The organism is Halopseudomonas sp. T1L2 (assembly GCF_055397385.1).
The window spans coordinates 1532512-1549532 of the sequence record NZ_AP040865.1 but is presented as its reverse complement, the minus strand read 5'-3'; the positions used below and the strand labels follow the sequence as shown (position 1 = coordinate 1549532).

Below are 17021 nucleotides of genomic sequence, written 5' to 3'. Positions count from 1 at the left end.
AGAGGCCTCGCCGAACCGTGCCGCAGAGTATAGCAATCCATGCCGGCAGCGTGCCGGTGCAAGGAGGTTTATCGCATGACCCAAGCCAATAGCCTGAGTACGCTCGATACGCTGGATGTATCCGGCGAGCACTACCAGTACCACTCGCTGAAGCGCGCGGCCGCCAGCTTGAGCGGCATAGAGCAACTGCCCAAGTCGCTCAAGGTGCTGCTGGAGAATCTGCTGCGTAATGAGGATGGCGAGACGGTCACGCTGGATGATATTCGCGCCGTAAGTCAGTGGCTGGAGCAGCGTCGATCCGACCGTGAAATTCAGTACCGTCCGGCGCGGGTGTTGATGCAGGACTTTACCGGGGTGCCGGCGGTCGTGGATTTGGCCGCCATGCGTGATGCGGTTGCGCGGGCTGGTGGCGATCCGGAGCAGATCAATCCGCTGTCGCCGGTCGATCTGGTCATCGACCACTCGGTGATGGTTGATCGCTTTGCCAGCGACTCGGCCTTTCATGACAACGTCGAAATCGAGATGCAGCGTAACGGTGAGCGTTACGCATTCCTGCGCTGGGGGCAAAAGGCCTTTCAGAACTTTCGCGTGGTGCCGCCGGGCACCGGCATTTGTCACCAGGTCAATCTGGAGTACCTGGCCCAGACCGTTTGGGCCGCCGAGGTGGACGGTGAGCAGTGGGCCTGGCCTGATACCCTGGTCGGCACTGACTCGCACACCACCATGATCAACGGGCTGGGCGTACTGGGCTGGGGCGTCGGCGGTATCGAGGCCGAGGCGGCCATGCTCGGGCAGCCGGTTTCGATGCTGATCCCGGAAGTGATCGGTTTCAAACTGACCGGCCGTCTGCGCGAGGGCATCACCGCCACCGATCTGGTGCTGACCGTTACCCAGATGCTGCGCAGCAAGGGCGTAGTCGGCAAGTTTGTTGAATTCTACGGCGATGGTCTGGCCGACCTGCCGCTGGCGGATCGCGCGACCATTGCCAACATGGCGCCGGAGTACGGTGCGACCTGCGGTTTCTTCCCGGTGGATGAGGAAACTCTGCGGTATCTGCGCCTCAGCGGCCGTTCTGATGCGGTGGTGCAGCGGGTCGAGGCGTATTGCAAGGCGCAGGGACTGTGGCGCGAGGCGGGCGACGAGCCGGCGTTTACCGACAGCCTGCACCTGGACATGAGTACCGTGGAGGCCAGCCTGGCCGGTCCGCGTCGACCGCAGGATCGGGTGGCCCTGCCGGATGTACCCCAAGCCTTCGATGCACTGCTGGCGCTGCAGCTCGCACCGGCGGATACCGAGCAGGCGCGGCTGGAAAGTGAAGGCGGTGCCGGTACCGCCGTCGGCGGCCCGAATGCCCATGCCACGGTGCAGCTGGATGGCAAGGAATACCCGCTGGACCACGGCGCCGTGGTGATCGCCGCGATTACCTCCTGCACCAATACTTCCAATCCGAGTGTGATGATGGCCGCCGGTTTGCTGGCCAAAAAGGCTGTAGAGCGGGGCCTGCAGCGCAAGCCCTGGGTCAAGTCATCGCTTGCGCCAGGCTCCAAGGTGGTGACCGACTATCTGAACAAGGCCGGTCTGACCGAGAGTCTTGATACGCTCGGATTCAATCTGGTGGGCTACGGCTGCACCACCTGTATCGGCAACTCCGGGCCGCTGCCCGACGAGGTGGCCCGGGTTGTCAGCGAACACGATCTGGCCGTGTCGGCGGTACTGTCCGGCAACCGTAACTTCGAAGGGCGAGTGCACCCGCAGGTCAAGGCCAACTGGCTGGCGTCGCCGCCGCTGGTGGTGGCCTACGCGCTGGCCGGCAACACCCGAATCAACCTGCGCGAAGAGCCGCTTGGTCTGGATCAGGACAACCGCCCGGTATTTCTCAAGGACATCTGGCCGACCAACGCCGAGATCGCCGAGGCCGTGGCGCTGGTCGAGGACGAGATGTTCCGCACCCGCTATGCCGACGTGTTTACCGGAGATGATCACTGGCGCTCGATCAGCGTCAGCGAGGGCAAGACCTATGCCTGGGATGATGCCTCGACCTACGTGAAAAATCCGCCGTACTTTGATGCCATCGACGAGCCACTGGAACCCCTGCAGCCGGTTACCGGCGCGCGGGTGCTGGCGGTATTCGGCGATTCGATTACCACGGACCACATTTCGCCCGCCGGCAATATCAAGGCAAGCTCGCCGGCAGGTGAATATCTGCAGTCGCTGGGCGTCGAACCGGCCGACTTCAACTCCTACGGCTCGCGGCGTGGTAACCACGAAGTGATGATGCGCGGCACCTTCGCCAACATCCGTATCCGCAATCGGATGCTCGGTGGCGAGGAGGGCGGTGAGACCATTCATGTGCCTTCCGGTGAGCGGATGTCGATATATGATGCAGCCATGCGCTATCAGCAGGATGGCACGCCGCTGGTGGTGCTGGCCGGCAAGGAGTACGGCACCGGTTCAAGCCGGGATTGGGCGGCCAAGGGCACCAATCTGCTCGGTGTGAAGGCCGTGCTGGCCGAGAGCTTCGAGCGCATCCACCGTTCCAACCTGGTCGGTATGGGGGTGTTGCCGCTGCAGTTTGTGGATGGTCAGAGCGTGGCCGAGCTGGGTTTGACCGGGCACGAGCAGATCGAGATCAACGGCATCAGCGATGAGCTCAAGCCGGGGCAGCGGCTGACGGTGGAGGCGACCGGTGATGATGGTAAGAGTGTGAGCTTCGAGATGCTCTGCCGAATCGATACCGTCAATGAGATCGCCTACTTCAAGGCGGGCGGCATTCTGCACCATGTGTTGCGTGAGATGCTTGATTAGAGCTGTCGCCGTTGCGTTCATCTGCCTGCCGGAGACCCTTCTTCGGCCAGGCAAGGCGAAGCGGCAACAGACCTCAGATGGCAGAAAAAGAAAAACCCCTGACTCAATGAGTCAGGGGTTTTGCTGTTGGTCGGAGCGACTGGAATCGAACCAGCGACCTTCTCGTCCCGAACGAGACGCGCTACCAGGCTGCGCTACGCTCCGTTGTGGGCGGCATTTTACCTAAAGTTTGTCATCGCACAAGAGGCAAACGAAAAAAAATCGACTGTTTTTCACAGGGTTACTGCAACGCCTGCCACAGGGTAGGGGTGTTGGCGCTGGTCAGGCGTGGTTCGTCAGCGGCCAGATCGAGGCAGATCGCGTCCATTGTTCGCAACCAGCGCAACGGGCTGCGCTCCCCTTGCAGCCAGGCGTATTCCAGCGCCGGCAGCAGCCCGCGCGGGATCAGGCAGGGCAGCGGCTGGGGCTGCTCACCAGTGCGAAAAAACACCGGACGGTCAGGATCGGCTTGGCTAATCAGGCGTTCAAGCAAGGGTTGGTCGATCAACGGCATATCACAGGGCAGCACCAAAAGCTGCTCGCCGCGCGCCTGGCGCAAGCCGCTCAGAATGCCGGCCAGCGGGCCAGGATAGTCCGTGCTGCTGTCGGTCACCAGTTGGTCGGCCCATTGCCGGTATTGGTCGGCGTTGCGATTGCAACTGATCAGCAGCTCATCGGCCACGCTGCGCAACAGCGCGCTCAGATGGGCGCTGACAGGGCCGCCGCGGTAGGCGAGCAGGCCCTTGTCTGCACCGCCGACGCGGCGGCCCTGGCCGCCGGCCAGCAGCAGGGCGCTGATACGGGGTGATGCTGACATGTTCAATGCTCTGGCTGGTGTGGTCTGTGTTATAACACCGGGCCTGTAGCGGACGAAAGCAGCGCCCCTGCTGATTGCCGTCCGGCATTACCCGAACGCAAGGAATCCATCCATGAGCTGCTCACCCGATACTCCCTTCGCCGCCCTAGGCATCGCCGTGCTGACCGTCAGCGACACCCGTACCCTGGAAACCGATACCTCTGGCCAGCTGCTGGCGGACAGTCTGACCGCCGCTGGTCATCGTCTGGCCGATCGCCAACTGTTGCCCGACGACCGTTACCAGATGCGCGCACTGGTGTCGGCCTGGATCGCCGACCCGGCAGTCGAGGTCGTGCTGATCACCGGTGGCACCGGCTTTACCGGCCGCGACAGCACCCCGGAGGCGATCGCGCCGCTGCTGGACAAGCAGGTCGATGGTTTTGGTGAGCTGTTCCGTCAGGTCTCCTATGAAGACATCGGCACGTCCACGCTGCAGTCCCGCGCGCTGGCCGGGCTGGCCAACCGCACGCTGGTGGTCTGCATGCCGGGCTCGTCCAATGCCTGCCGCACGGCCTGGACGCGGATTCTCGAAACCCAGCTGGACAGTCGTACCCGCCCGTGCAACTTCGTGCAGCATCTGGGCAATCCGGATCAGGACGGTCGCCGCGCATGAGCCTGATGCCGGTTGCCGAGGCCCTGCAGCGGCTGCTCGCCAGCGCGGCCGCCCATCAGCAGCAGCCCGTGCGGGTGTTGTCGCTGACCGATGCGCTCGGCCAGGTTCTGGCCGAGCCGGTCTGTTCTGCCATCGACGTACCGCCCTGGGACAACAGTGCGATGGACGGTTACGCGCTGGCCGAGGCTGATCTGGCGCAGGCGATGGCTGATGGCCTGCCGGTCAGTCAGCGCATCACCGCCGGGGTTGCTCCGGCGGCGCTGCAACCTGGCACCTGTGCACGCATCTTTACCGGTGCACCCTTGCCTGCTGGCGCCAATGCCGTGCAGATGCAGGAGAATACCGAGCTGCTGACGGATGGCCGAGTGCGCCTGCTGGAGCCGGTGGCTGCCGGCGACAACGTCCGACGCCAAGCGCAGGACGTCGTTGCCGGTCAGCCGTTGCTGGCTGCCGGAATCCGGCTGAGACCGCAGGATCTGGGGGTAATTGCCTCGGTAGGGATTGATCAGGTCGGGGTCCGCACGCCGCTGCGGGTAGCGGTGGTATCGACCGGTGACGAGCTGGTCGAGCCGGGGCAGCCGCTGAGCCCCGGACATATCTACAACAGCAACCGCTTTACCTTGATCGGTTTGTTGCAGGGCATGGGGCAGACTGTGGTCGACGCCGGTATTCTGCCGGATGACCTTGCCTCGACCCGTGATCGCCTGCAGCAGTTGGCCAGGCAGGTTGATGTGATTATTACTTCCGGCGGGGTGTCGGTCGGCGAGGCGGACTGTCTCGGTCAGGCGTTGCGCGAGGCCGGTGAGGTCGATCTGTGGAAGCTGGCGATCAAGCCGGGCAAGCCGTTCACGCTGGGTCACTACGCAGGTGTGCCCGTGCTCGGTCTGCCCGGGAATCCGGCGGCGACGCTGGTCACGTTTTTGCTGCTGGTGCGTCCCTATCTGTTGACCCGCCTTGGCGCAGCGGAGGTGGCCGCACCTGCCTATACCTTGCCTGCCGGGTTCGCCTGGAGTCGCGCTGGCAGTCGTGAGGAGTACCTGCGTGCGCATGTCGAAGACGGCCGCGTAATGCTGTCGGGCAATCAAAGCTCCGGTGTGCTCAGCAGCGCCAGTCGCGCCAGTGGCCTGTTACGGGTGCCAGCCGGGCACACCTTCAGCCCCGGTGATCTGGTCGCGTTTCTGCCATTCTCGGGCCTGCTCGGCTGATCGAAAGACAGGATGCTGCCTGGAAAGGCCGTATATGGTCTCCCCCCTCATTGCAAGGCATCAGCTTTGATGGCAAGAGCAGGTTGTCTGTCGTATATCCGGCCTCAATGTGCAGCACAGTGCTGCGGGCCTCGATGAGCAGTCGCCACGTATCGTCCTTATCGAGCTCGCGGCCTGTGTGGCCATGACCCTCCTCAGGTTTTCGATACATCGGTTTGACCTGTATTACCACCATCTGCTGATTGCCTTCGCAACCTGGGGGGAGTGCCTTACCTCTTGGTTAAATCAAGTGTGTGGCTGCTGCGCTTCAGGCCGGAACGGCTTGGTATGGTTGCCCTCGAGCCACTACTGCCCAGCCGATGCGTGCCAGTTTGTTGGCCAGTGCCACGACTGCCTTGTTGTAACCTCGTCGCTCGATCAGGCTGCAGACCCAGCGACTTAGTCTGTCGTCACGCTCTTTGGCGTAACGGGCAACGGCTCTGGCCCCATGCACTAGTAGCGCCCTGAGGTGTCTATCCCCGCGCTTGCTGATACTGCCGAGCACAGTCTTTCCGCCAGTGCTGTACTGCTTGGGTACCAGCCCGAGAGCCGCAGCCACATCACGACCGCAACGGAACTGCTGGCCACTCCCTAGCCAGCCATAGAAGGCGCTGCTGACGATAGGGCCGTAGCCCGGCACGCTCATCAAGCGCTGGCAGGCTTCGTTTTCTGCGGCCTTGGTTTTGATTTCGCGTTCGTACCAAGCGAGTTCCTGCTCCAGCGCGATGAACAGCTGATACTGCCGGCCCAGCAGTTCCCGCAGGCGCCATGGCAAGCCGTTCTGCGCATCTTCCAACTGTGCGAGGACCGCCTGCCTGAAGCGGTGCTTACCTTCAGGCAGATCCACGCCGTGCTCTGCGAGTAGGGATCGAGTCCGGTTGATCAACCCCGTCTGTTCAGTCACCAGCGCTTGGCGCAGACGATGCAGGCTCTGGTCCAACTGCTGATCGACCGTCTTGATCTCAACGCAACGAATACGGCCATGCTGAACCGCCTCAGCAATGGCAAGCGCGTCGTTGTAATCGTTCTTCTGGCCACGCAGGTAGGCTTTGACATGCTGTGCAGGCAACAGCTGCACACTATGACCTAACGCGCGTATCTCCCTGGCCCAGTGGTGCGCGCCGGAGCAAGCCTCCATGCCAACGACAGCCCCCGGATGATTGGCCAGAAATGGCAGCACCTCATGGCGACGAAGCTTCTTGCGCCGGGCTGGTTTGCCCGAGCCATCAAGGGCGGCAACGAAGAAAATGTGCTTTGCCAGGTCGATGCCAATTGTCATAGATTGGTTCATGGTCTCCTCCTGTCTCCGTTCGGTTCCAGTAGATGCATAGCATCTATCCCCTGGCGCATCGACGCCGTAGAAGGGAGAGGGAGGAGACCATCTCATCGAGTTCCCACTCGGCCATGGGTTGGCGCACAGGTCTGCCTATCGAGCGGGAGCCGAACTTCCCGGCGCTGAAAGACCACACTCCAGCGTGGCCCGTGCCGTTGCCCGTTCGGCGGCCCTCTGCGGCTGATAGCGGGCTATTTCTTGATGCTTCAGATGAAAATCAGCGTTTCCGATATGGATACGCTGAAGTGGTTTTTTACATATTTTGTTACATGTATGATCTGGTCGTATTCAAATTCATTCTCAATTGCGACTGATTGTCATGCTTGTTCCATTCCTGATCATGCTGCGCGAAGGCCTCGAGGCCGCGCTGATTGTCGGCATCATTGCCAGCTACCTCCGTCAGACCGGCCGTGCCGCGTGGATGCCGGTCATCTGGACCGGTATTTTCCTCGCCGTCACATTGGCGTTGCTCGGTGGCGCGGCCCTGCAGTTGGTCAGCGCCGAGTTTCCCCAGCGTCAGCAGGAGATGTTTGAAGCGGCTGTCGGTTTGATTGCCGTTGGTGTGCTGACCTGGATGGTGTTCTGGATGCGGCGCGCGTCGCAGGGGTTGCGTACTGAGCTGACCGGCGCGCTGGACCAGGCGTTTCAGGCCGGCCAGGGGCAAACCTGGGCGTTGATCGGCATGGTCTTTCTGGCGGTCGCTCGCGAGGGGCTGGAGTCGGTGTTCTTTCTGCTGGCGGTGTTCCAGCAGGGGCGGGGCACCGGAGCACCGCTGGGCGCGCTGCTTGGCGTCCTGTGCTCGGTACTGGCCGGCTGGGCGTTCTATCGTGGCAGCCTGCGCTTGAATCTGAAGCACTTTTTCCGCGGAACCGGCCTGTTCATTCTGCTGGTGGCTGCTGGGTTGTTCTCGGGTGCGGTGCGCGCATTGCACGAGGCGGGCCTGTGGAATTATGGCCAGCGCAATGTCTTCGATCTGAGCGAATGGCTGCCGCTGGACACTCCGCTGGGCAGCCTGTTTGCCGGTATTTTCGGCTATCAGCCTGCGCCCAGTGTCAGTGAAGTCGTCGCTTATCTGGGCTTCCTGCTGATCACCCTGTTTTTCTTCTTCCGACCCGGTACTGCGCAGCTCGCTAGACCTGCCGCAGCGCGGGTTGGTGGTTGAGTTTTACACCTGTCCAACACTGCCTGCGAGTGTCCTGATGTCTGATCCTTTTGCTTCTGCTCCGTCGCCGCTTGCGTTGCGGGCTGGCATGGCTGGTGCTGCCGTGCTGATGCTCGGCGCGCTGGGTATTTTCTATTTGTCGCTGGGTTCGAAGTCGTCAACCGACACGACTGATACTCACCAGATCACCATTGACGCCAGTGGTTGTTCACCGAACACGCTTACCGTGCCTGCCGGTGCTCAACGCTTTACCGTATTCAACGAGAGTGAGCGTGCGATCGAGTGGGAAATTCTCGATGGCGTGATGGTACTGGAGGAGCGTGAGAACATCGCTCCCGGCCTGCATCAGCAACTGACAGCCACGTTGCTGCCCGGTGAATACCAGATGACCTGTGGCCTGCTCAGTAATCCGCGCGGGACGCTGACCGTGACGGCGGTGGCCGGGCAGACCGTTGCCGCCGATCTGTCCGCACGCGCACTGATCGGTCCGTTGGCTGAGTACCGCGTCTACCTGACGCTGGAAGGGCGGGCGCTGGCGCGCGCGGTCGGCAACCTGCATCAGCAGATTGCTCATAACAACCTGGACGCGGCGCAGCAAGCCTGGCTGGATGCACGCGCAATCGATCAGCACATGGCGCTCGCCGTAGGTCTGTTCAGCGATCTGGATCAACGGCTGAATACGCGCGCCGAGTACTTCGCCGAGCGCGAGCTGGATGCCGATTTTCGCGGCTTTGAACGCCTGGCTTATGGCTTGTTTGAACAGCAGACCACCGACGGATTGCTGCCGGTCGTCAAGCAGCTGAGTGCCGACGTTGGCGCGCTGCGCTCACGTTTGAGTGCCCAGGGTGTACCGGCCTCCCAACTGGTCAATGGCGCCGGCCGGGTATTGCAGGCCTGGCATGACCAGCAGCAGAACAACGATCAGCTCAGCAGCAGGGCGCGCAGTGATCTGCAGGGCTTGCAGGCAGGTATCGACAAGGTCGTATCGCTGCTGCTTCCGGTTCTCCGGCAGTCGCACCCGCAGGAGTCTGAGGCCCTGCAGGCGGCCAATGCGTCGCTGGCGGAGCAGGTGCCTGCCGCTGACACCCAAACCCTATTGCTGGCCAGCCAGCAGCTGGCTGATCAACTGGCCAGCGTCAACGCGCTGCTGGCCGCCGCTTACTGAGTGTGAGGATTGACAGTACCCATGAGTGACCACGACGAGCTTTCTTCAGGGTGTCCGTTTTCCGGCATGAACCGCCGGCGCTTTCTGCAGGGCCTGGGCGCAGCGGGTATCGGTGCCGCTGCTACTGCACTGAGCAGCGGCGCGCTGGCCGACCAGCAGGTGCGCGCCGCAGAGGTGACCGATGCGCCATCCAGCTCGGCTACCCATCAATCCCACCCGTTTTATGGCGTCCAGCAGCAGGGCATTGTTACCCCGCGCCCGGCGGTTGGCATGTTGGCCAGCTTTGATGTGCTGGTGGCTGATCGCCAAGGTCTGGAGCGCTTGCTGCGCACGCTGACCGAGCGCATGGCTTTTCTGACTCAGGGCGGCACCTATGAGCAGCGTGACCCACGCTACCCACCGGCGGATTCCGGCATCCTCGGCCCCAACATCGACCCTGACGGGCTGACCATTACGCTGTCGGTCGGTGCCTCGCTGTTTGATGACCGCTTCGGGCTGGGCGCGGTCAAACCCCGTCACCTGCAGCGCATGGTCGCGTTCTCCAACGATGCGCTGGATGCCGATCGCTGCCACGGTGATATTTCCCTGCAGTTCTGTGCCAACACCGAGGGCACCACCATTCACGCCCTGCGTGACATCATCAAGAACACCCCCGGCATGCTGATGCTGCGCTGGAAACAGGAAGGCACGGTGCCGGTCATGGCGCCGCGCTCCGATGGCTCGACCGAGAGTGCGCGCAACTACCTTGGTTTCCGCGATGGCACCGCCAACCCGCCGGCAGACAACAGCGGCCTGATGCAGAACGTGGTGTGGGTCGATGCCAGTAACCAGGAGCCCGAATGGGCACGCAACGGCAGCTATCAGGCCGTGCGCATCATCCGCAACTTTGTCGAACGCTGGGACCGCACACCGCTGCAGGAGCAGGAAGCCATCTTTGGCCGTCGTCGCGACAGCGGCGCGCCCATGCACGGCGGCATCGAGCATGATCTGCCGGGCTACGACAACGACCCCGACGGCAAGGTGACGCCGCTGGACTCGCATATCCGGCTGGCCAACCCGCGCACCCATGGCAGCGAGCACAACCTGATTCTGCGCCGTCCGTTCAACTACTCCAACGGCGTCGAAGCCAACGGTCAACTGGATATGGGCTTGCTGTTCATCGCCTATCAGGCGGACCTGGAGGCCGGTTTTATTACCGTTCAGAAGCGCCTGGACGGTGAACCGCTGGAGGAATACATCAAGCCCGTAGGCGGCGGCTACTTCTTCACGCTGCCGGGCGCACAAGCCGGGGACTACCTCGGCAGCAGCATGCTGGCTGCCAGCCGGCGCCATTCGTGATTGGCCTTAATACGTCTATTCAGGAGCAGGACAATGTCTAACCTTCGCACCGTCATTACCGCCGCTGCCTTCGGGCTGGTTGCCATGCAGGCACAGGCCGCTGTGGCACCGCAGGATCTGGTCAATCCGATTACCGACTACAAGCTTTATGTGCTCGACAACCTGGAGCAGTTCAGCAGCCACACCCGTGAGTTCACCGATGCCATCAAGGCCGGCGACCTGCAGCGTGCCCAGCAGCTGTACGCACCGACCCACGTTTACTACGAGCGCATCGAACCCATTGCCGAACTGTTTGCCGATCTGGATGCCAGCATCGACGCCCGTGAAGACGACTACGAGCATGGCGTGCAGGACCCGACCTTCACCGGTTTTCACCGCCTGGAGTATGGCCTGTTTCACGAGCACAGTACCACTGGCCTGGGCGACTATGCCGAGCGCCTGATGAGTGATGTCGAGACTCTGGAGCAGAGTGTGCAGGACCTGACCTTCCCGCCGGAGAAAGTGGTGGGTGGCGCTGCCGCGTTGATGGAAGAGGTCGCCGCGACCAAGGTCTCCGGTGAAGAGGATCGCTACAGTCACACCGACCTGTGGGACTTCCATGGCAACCTGGATGGCTCGAAGAAAATCTTCGAGCTGGTCAAGCCGCTGGCAGCGCAGGAAGATCCGGCGTTCGTTGCGCGTATCGAAGAAAACTTCACCGCCATCGAACACACCCTGGCGCATTACTACCTGACTGAAGGCGATGCCAGCAGCGGCTTCGAGTCCTACGACAAGGTCAGCGAGCGTGACCGCCGTACGCTGGTTGGGCCGGTCACGGTACTGGCGGAAGAGCTGTCGACCCTGCGCGGGTTATTGGGGCTGAACTAACCCCCGGGCACGGCGTGCCGCGCCCCAACGGTGTGTGCCACGCAGATCCTTGCGCAGGGGCACAGCATGCTGTGCCCGAGCGGATGTACCTTGCGCCGATCGTTGCGGGGGGCGTGGTATGCGGCGTTATTACTCCCGCACCCGCCGAATCGCATCCAGCCAGCCTTCATACAAGGGATCGCGCTGGGTTTCCGCCATCTCGGGCGCGAAGGTGCGCTCGCAGGCCCAGTGGCTGGCGATATCGTCGAGGTCTTTGAATATGCCGAGCTGCAGGCCGGCCAGATAGGCCGCACCGAGCGCCGTGGTTTCGGTGAACTGCGGGCGGTCGACGGTGACGCCCAGGATATTGGCCAGCTCCTGTACCACCCAGTTGTTGATCACCATGCCGCCGTCCACACGCAGGGCGGCTGTGCTCTGTGCGCCATCGGCCTGCATGGCTTCGAGCAGGTCGCGGGTCTGGAAACAGACCGATTGCAGGCCAGCCGCGACGATCTGGGCGATGCCGGTATCGCGAGTCAGGCCGAAGATCGCGCCGCGTGCGGTCGGGTCCCAGTAGGGCGCGCCCAGGCCGGTAAAGGCGGGCACCAGATAGACACCGGTGTGCTCACCAGCCTGGCGGGCGAGGGCTTCGGTTTCGCCCGCGTGCTGGATCAGCTTGAGACCGTCGCGTAGCCACTGGATGGCGGCGCCGGCGACGAAAATACTGCCCTCCAGCGCGTAACTGGTCTGACCGTTCAGACGATAACCGACTGTCGTCAGCAGGCGATTCTGCGAGCGGATCGGCGTGCTGCCGGTGTTCATCACCATAAAGCAGCCGGTGCCGTAGGTGCTCTTGACCATGCCCGGCTCGAAGCAGGCCTGACCGATCAGCGCAGCCTGCTGATCGCCGGCGATACCGCAGACCGGGATGCTGGCACCGAGCACCTCGGGCGCGGTCTGGCCAAAGTCGGCGGCGCTGTCCATCACCTCGGGCAGCAGGCTGGCCGGAATATCGAGCAATTGCAGCAGGTCGTCATCCCATTGCTGGGTATGGATATTGAACAGCATGGTGCGCGAGGCGTTGGTGGCGTCGGTGCGGTGGACCTTGCCGCCGGTCAGACGCCAGAGCAGGAAGCAGTCTACGGTGCCGAAACGCAGCTCATTGCGCTCGGCGCGCGCGCGTGCGCCCGGCACATTGTCCAGAATCCAGCGCAGCTTGGTTGCGGAGAAGTAGGGGTCGATCAGCAATCCGGTGCGCTCGCTGATCATCGCCTCATGGCCGGCGGCCTTGAGTTCGGCACAGTAGCTGGCGGTGCGGCGATCCTGCCAGACAATGGCGCGATAGAGCAGCTCGCCGCTGGTGGCGTCCCACACCAGGGTGGTTTCGCGCTGGTTGGTGATGCCGATCCCGGCTACCTCGCTGGCGCTGATGCCGGCTTTTTCCAGCACCTCGCGGCAGACCGCGAGCGTTGAACTCCAGATCTCTTCGCCATCGTGTTCCACCCAGCCGTCGTTCGGAAAGTGCTGGGCGAATTCCTGCTGGGCAACGTGCTCTGGGCGGCCGCTTGCGCTGAACAAAATGGCGCGGCTGCTGGTGGTGCCCTGGTCGATGGCGAGGATCGGCTTGGCCATGGAGGTGTCCTGTTATTGGTTTTGTCTGGAAGTGGTCAGTCGCGGCACAGCTCGCAGAGCAGGGCGCTGGTCTGTTGTTGCAAATCGGCTGCCGCAAGTTCGATTTCGAGCCCACGGCGGCCGCCACTGATGTACATGCTGGGCCAGTTGGCAGCGCTGGCGTCGATAAAGGTGCGCAGGCGTTTTTTCTGCCCGAGCGGACTGATGCCGCCGACCAGATAGCCGGTGCTGCGCTGGGCGGCGGCGGGATCCGCCATCGCGGTTTTCTTGGCCCCGGCGGCAGTGGCGAGCGCCTTGAGGTTCAGTTTGTCGGAGACCGGCACTACGGCGACCAGCAGTTCGCCGGTTTCGGTGGCGGCCAGCAGGGTCTTGAATACGCGCCCGTGCTCCAGCCCTAGCTTGTCGGCGGCTTCGGTGCCGTAAGACTCTGCCTGAGGATCGTGGGTGTAGCGATGTAACTGATAGGCAACCTTGGCCTGGTCGAGCAGTTTGGTGGCAGGAGTCATGTCGCGTCCGCGGTACTTTGAGAAAACAGTGCTTCCCAAGGGTAAACCGCGCGCGGGAAACGGCCAAGGGGCGGGTGCATACTGAGTGCACCGTCACAGCGGGTGTCTTGTCGCTGACACAGTCCTCGTTGCACACTGCTGCGTGCGGTTAAAAACGAATAACAAAGGAGCCCCCATGCTGCCACCTCATCCGGATGAGCGCCAAGCTGCGCAAACAAGATCCTCCAAACTAGTGGATCTGGTCGTCATTGGTGGTGGTATCAATGGCAGTGGCATCGCGGTGGATGCGGCAGGCAGGGGGCTTTCGGTGCTGTTGTGCGAGCAGCACGACCTTGCCGCCCATACTTCGTCGGCCAGCAGCAAGCTGGTGCACGGGGGGCTGCGCTACCTCGAACAGTTCGATTTTCGTTTGGTGCGCGAGGCGCTGGGCGAGCGCGAGGTGCTGATGGCCAAGGCGCCGCACCTGATCTGGCCGCTGCGCTTTGTGCTGCCGCACCGACCCCATTTGCGTCCGCGCTGGATGCTGCGTGCGGGGTTGTTTCTCTACGACCATCTGCACCGGGGGATCACTCTGCCGCGCTCCAAAGCGCTGGAGCTGAACGGGCAGGGCATTCTCAATCCGGTGATCAGTCACGCGTTCGAATATTCCGACTGCTGGGCAGATGATTCGCGCCTGGTTGCGTTGAATGCGGTGCAGGCGGCCAGCCTGGGCGCTGACATTCGCCTGCATACCCGCTGCGAGTCGGCGAGGCGTCGTAACGATCTCTGGGAAATCGACCTGCTGGGCCCTGACGGAAAGCTTGAACGGGTGACCGCACGGGCGCTGGTCAATGCCTCCGGGCCCTGGGCGGCGCGGGTCATGGAGCGGGTGGTTGACCAGCGTTCGCCGCACGGCGTGCGGCTGGTCAAGGGCAGCCATATCGTAGTGCCGCAGATTCACCGCGGCAAGGAAGCCTACATCCTGCAGAACGAAGACAAGCGCATCGTGTTTGTGCTGCCCTACGAAGGGCAGTTTTCGCTAATCGGCACCACCGACGTCGACTTTCAGGGTGATCCATCGGTGGTCGAGCCGGATGCGTCTGAGGTCGACTACCTGATCAGCGTGGTCAATGCCCACTTCAAGCGTCAGTTGCGTGCCGGGGATGTGGTGCATAGCTTTGCCGGGGTCCGGCCGCTGATCAGCACCGACACCGCGAAACCCTCGGAAGTCAGTCGCGACTACAGCCTGACATTGGACGGCGAGATCGGCCAGGCGCCGCTGCTCGCTGTTTTTGGTGGCAAGCTGACGACCTATCGGCGGTTGGCCGAGAATGCAATGGATCAGCTGGCCCGCTGGTTTCCGGAGGCAGGCCAGGCCTGGACAGCCGAGCATGCGCTGATTGGTGGTGACTTCGAGTCGCAGGCCAGCCTGCATGCGCAGTTGCGTGCCGAGTTTCGCTGGCTGGCGGAGGAGCAGATTGCGCGTTACGTGCGCAGTTACGGCACCCTGTGCCGGGTGTTCCTGCGTGGCATGCGCTGTACGCCGGACATGGGCGAGGACTTTGGGGCCGGGTTGACCGAGCGCGAGGTGAAATACCTGCGTGAACACGAGTGGGCGCGGGATGCCGAAACGCTGCTCTGGCGGCGCAGCAAACTGGGCTTGCACCTCAGTGCGGACCAGCAGGCACGACTGGCCGCTTATCTAGAGGAACTCAACACGGCCGAACGGGAAGTCTGCCCGTCCTGAGACGGGCAGAGGGGCTGATCAGTCGGCGATCTTGACCACCAGCTTGCCGAAATTCTTGCCTTCGAGCAGGCCCATGAAGGCCTCCGGCGCGTTCTCCAGACCGTCTACGCGATCTTCCTTGACCCGCACCTTGCCTTCGGCCACCCAGGGCGTCATCGCCTTGAGGAAGTCCGGGTAGCAATGGCCGTAGTTGTCGAAAATGATGAAACCCTGCATGCGGATACGCTGGCTCAGCATCAGGCGCATCAGTTGCGGCATGCGGTCCGGGCCGTCCGGCAGCGAGGTCATGTTGTACTGGGCAATCAGACCGCACAGCGGGATGCGCGCGTGGGCGTTGAGCAGCGGCATGACGGCGTCAAACACCTTGCCTCCAACGTTCTCGAAGTACACATCGATACCATCCGGGCAGGCGGCCGCCAGCTTCTCGGCCAGCGCCGGGTCCTTGTGGTCGATGCAGGCGTCAAAGCCCAGTTCCTTCACTGCGTAGTCACACTTCTCCGCGCCACCGGCTACGCCCACTGCACGGCAGCCCATCAGCTTGGCAACCTGGCCGACCACGGTGCCGACCGGGCCGGTGGCCGCGCCAACTACGACGGTTTCACCCGGCTTGGGCTGGCCGATGTCGGTCAGGCCCATATAGCCGGTAAAACCGGGCATGCCCAGCACGCCGAGTGCCAGCGACGGTTCAGCCATGTTCGGATCAAGGCGGAACACCATGCTGCCGTCGGACAGGGTGTAGTCCTGCCAGCCGGAGGCAAAGCACATCACCAGATCGCCGACCTTATAACCGTCGAGTTCCGAGGCGATGACCTCGCTGACCGTGCCGCAGGTCATCACGCCGCCAACCGGCACCGGGTCGGCGTAGGACTTGGCGTCGCTCATGCGCCCGCGCATGTAGGGGTCAAGCGACATCCAGCGGTTGCGCAGTAGCATCTGCCCCGGGCCAGGCGTGGGCACTGGGGATTCAACCATCTGGAAGTTGGCCGCCGTTGGTGCGCCGACTGGGCGGGAGGCAAGAAGGATCTGGCGATTGACGTTTGCTGTCTGGGGCATTGTTGTTTTCCTTTGACCAGGTGGATGCCGGTGTCGTCCGCAGACGACCGTGTCCGGCACGATGCCCCTGTGTACAGGCCGCGGTCAAGCTGACCCCGGCCTGGTTGATAGTGCGCTATAGATGGCTCAATTTCGCGCTTTGCAACGCTGTCGAAATGCCTGCCGCCAGGCCTGCAGGAAGTCGCTCGCCTGCCCACCCCGATGGGGGTAGGAGGTCTCCCAGATTCGCGCTAGGCTAGCGGGGTCGCAGCGCTCGGGCAGTCGCAGCTGCTGATGCTGGTACACCAGCCATGCTATCGCGGTGGCGTAAGCCAGGTTGTAGCCGAGCTCCGCATGCGGGTCGCGCAGAAAGCAGTGCTGGCTGGCGAGGCCTCTGATGCGGCTGGCCAGATCGGGTTGCCGGGCCAGATACTCGTCCCACAGGCGGGTGTGCAGTCGGGGGCTGATACCATAGGGGCCGATAGCCAGCTCGACGCGCTTGGCCTCGGGCAGGCGAGCAGTGCAGAGCAGGGTGCCCAGCAGCAGCTGGCCGGTGTGCTGGCAGCTGATGCCGAGGTAGTCGAGGGTTGGCCGCAGGATGTTTTGCTGCAGAGTGGCCGTATCACCGAGTTGAAAGAGGTTGAAGGCTGCACCCTGTGCGGGCTGCTCATGTGTATGCGGTGCTGCAATGGCGGACATCGGTTTACGTCCTGTAGGTTACCGT

Annotated in this window: 14 protein-coding genes and 1 tRNA gene; 8 read left to right on the top strand and 7 right to left on the bottom strand. The window is 62.9% G+C overall.

Annotated features, from left to right (window positions below):
• Nucleotides 1–75: 75 nt before the first annotated feature.
• Nucleotides 76–2805, top strand: a complete 2730-nt coding sequence (gene acnA, locus ACZ5WQ_RS07275) for an aconitate hydratase AcnA (protein ID WP_464383474.1) — start codon at nt 76–78, stop codon at nt 2803–2805.
• Nucleotides 2806–2932: 127 nt separating this feature from the next.
• Here acnA and ACZ5WQ_RS07270 read toward each other — a convergent pair.
• Both ACZ5WQ_RS07270 and mobA read right to left on the bottom strand, forming a co-directional pair.
• Nucleotides 2933–3009 (bottom strand) — tRNA-Pro (locus tag ACZ5WQ_RS07270).
• 76 nt (nt 3010–3085) lie between these two features.
• Entirely contained in the window at nt 3086–3661 is a 576-nt protein-coding gene (gene mobA / locus ACZ5WQ_RS07265; RefSeq protein ID WP_285676245.1) for a molybdenum cofactor guanylyltransferase MobA, read from the bottom strand.
• A 112-nt stretch (nt 3662–3773) separates the two neighbouring features.
• On the opposite strand from mobA, the gene moaB reads away from it, so the two are divergent.
• Together moaB and ACZ5WQ_RS07255 are read left to right on the top strand one after the other, a co-directional pair.
• Nucleotides 3774–4313, top strand: coding sequence for a molybdenum cofactor biosynthesis protein B (gene moaB / locus ACZ5WQ_RS07260; RefSeq protein ID WP_228247363.1), 540 nt, complete (start codon nt 3774–3776; stop codon nt 4311–4313).
• Complete coding sequence (locus tag ACZ5WQ_RS07255; RefSeq protein ID WP_464383473.1) at nt 4310–5518, top strand: molybdopterin molybdotransferase MoeA; 1209 nt, start codon at nt 4310–4312, stop codon at nt 5516–5518. Before moaB ends, ACZ5WQ_RS07255 begins: the two co-directional genes overlap by 4 nt.
• Before the next feature lie 307 nt (nt 5519–5825).
• Here ACZ5WQ_RS07255 and ACZ5WQ_RS07250 read toward each other — a convergent pair whose 3' ends face one another.
• Complete coding sequence (locus ACZ5WQ_RS07250; RefSeq protein WP_285676243.1) at nt 5826–6848, bottom strand: IS110 family RNA-guided transposase; 1023 nt, start codon at nt 6846–6848, stop codon at nt 5826–5828.
• Nucleotides 6849–7209: 361 nt separating this feature from the next.
• Here ACZ5WQ_RS07250 and efeU point away from each other — a divergent pair, with 361 nt between their 5' ends.
• Genes efeU through efeO form a run of 4 tightly spaced genes read left to right on the top strand, consistent with a single transcriptional unit; the run spans nt 7210 to nt 11422 of the window.
• Entirely contained in the window at nt 7210–8052 is an 843-nt protein-coding gene (efeU, locus tag ACZ5WQ_RS07245) for an iron uptake transporter permease EfeU (protein WP_464383472.1), read from the top strand.
• A 37-nt stretch (nt 8053–8089) separates the two neighbouring features.
• Nucleotides 8090–9217: a cupredoxin domain-containing protein gene (locus tag ACZ5WQ_RS07240; RefSeq protein WP_464383471.1), complete on the top strand. Its 1128-nt coding sequence runs from the start codon at nt 8090–8092 to the stop codon at nt 9215–9217.
• Between the two features lie 21 nt (nt 9218–9238).
• Nucleotides 9239–10555 carry an iron uptake transporter deferrochelatase/peroxidase subunit gene (gene efeB / locus ACZ5WQ_RS07235; protein WP_464383470.1) on the top strand — a complete coding sequence of 439 codons (1317 nt, stop codon included), beginning with the start codon at nt 9239–9241 and terminating at the stop codon, nt 10553–10555.
• A 33-nt stretch (nt 10556–10588) separates the two neighbouring features.
• A complete protein-coding gene (gene efeO, locus ACZ5WQ_RS07230; RefSeq protein WP_464383469.1) occupies nt 10589–11422 on the top strand; it encodes an iron uptake system protein EfeO in 834 nt (277 codons plus the stop codon).
• Between the two features lie 129 nt (nt 11423–11551).
• Here the strand turns inward: efeO and glpK are convergent, their stop codons facing one another.
• Nucleotides 11552–13033: a glycerol kinase GlpK gene (gene glpK, locus ACZ5WQ_RS07225; protein ID WP_464383468.1), complete on the bottom strand. Its 1482-nt coding sequence runs from the start codon at nt 13031–13033 to the stop codon at nt 11552–11554.
• A gap of 35 nt (nt 13034–13068) precedes the next feature.
• Nucleotides 13069–13539, bottom strand: coding sequence for a Cys-tRNA(Pro) deacylase (ybaK, locus tag ACZ5WQ_RS07220; RefSeq protein WP_464383467.1), 471 nt, complete (start codon nt 13537–13539; stop codon nt 13069–13071).
• A 175-nt stretch (nt 13540–13714) separates the two neighbouring features.
• Here ybaK and glpD point away from each other — a divergent pair, with 175 nt between their 5' ends.
• Nucleotides 13715–15265: a glycerol-3-phosphate dehydrogenase gene (gene glpD, locus ACZ5WQ_RS07215; protein ID WP_464383466.1), complete on the top strand. Its 1551-nt coding sequence runs from the start codon at nt 13715–13717 to the stop codon at nt 15263–15265.
• Nucleotides 15266–15283: 18 nt separating this feature from the next.
• Here glpD and ACZ5WQ_RS07210 read toward each other — a convergent pair whose 3' ends face one another.
• Both ACZ5WQ_RS07210 and ACZ5WQ_RS07205 read right to left on the bottom strand, forming a co-directional pair.
• Nucleotides 15284–16318 (bottom strand): NADP-dependent oxidoreductase, encoded by a 1035-nt coding sequence (locus ACZ5WQ_RS07210; RefSeq protein WP_088273805.1) that lies wholly within the window; start codon nt 16316–16318, stop codon nt 15284–15286.
• Nucleotides 16319–16444: 126 nt separating this feature from the next.
• Nucleotides 16445–16996 (bottom strand): hypothetical protein, encoded by a 552-nt coding sequence (locus ACZ5WQ_RS07205; RefSeq protein WP_464383465.1) that lies wholly within the window; start codon nt 16994–16996, stop codon nt 16445–16447.
• Nucleotides 16997–17021: the final 25 nt, after the last annotated feature.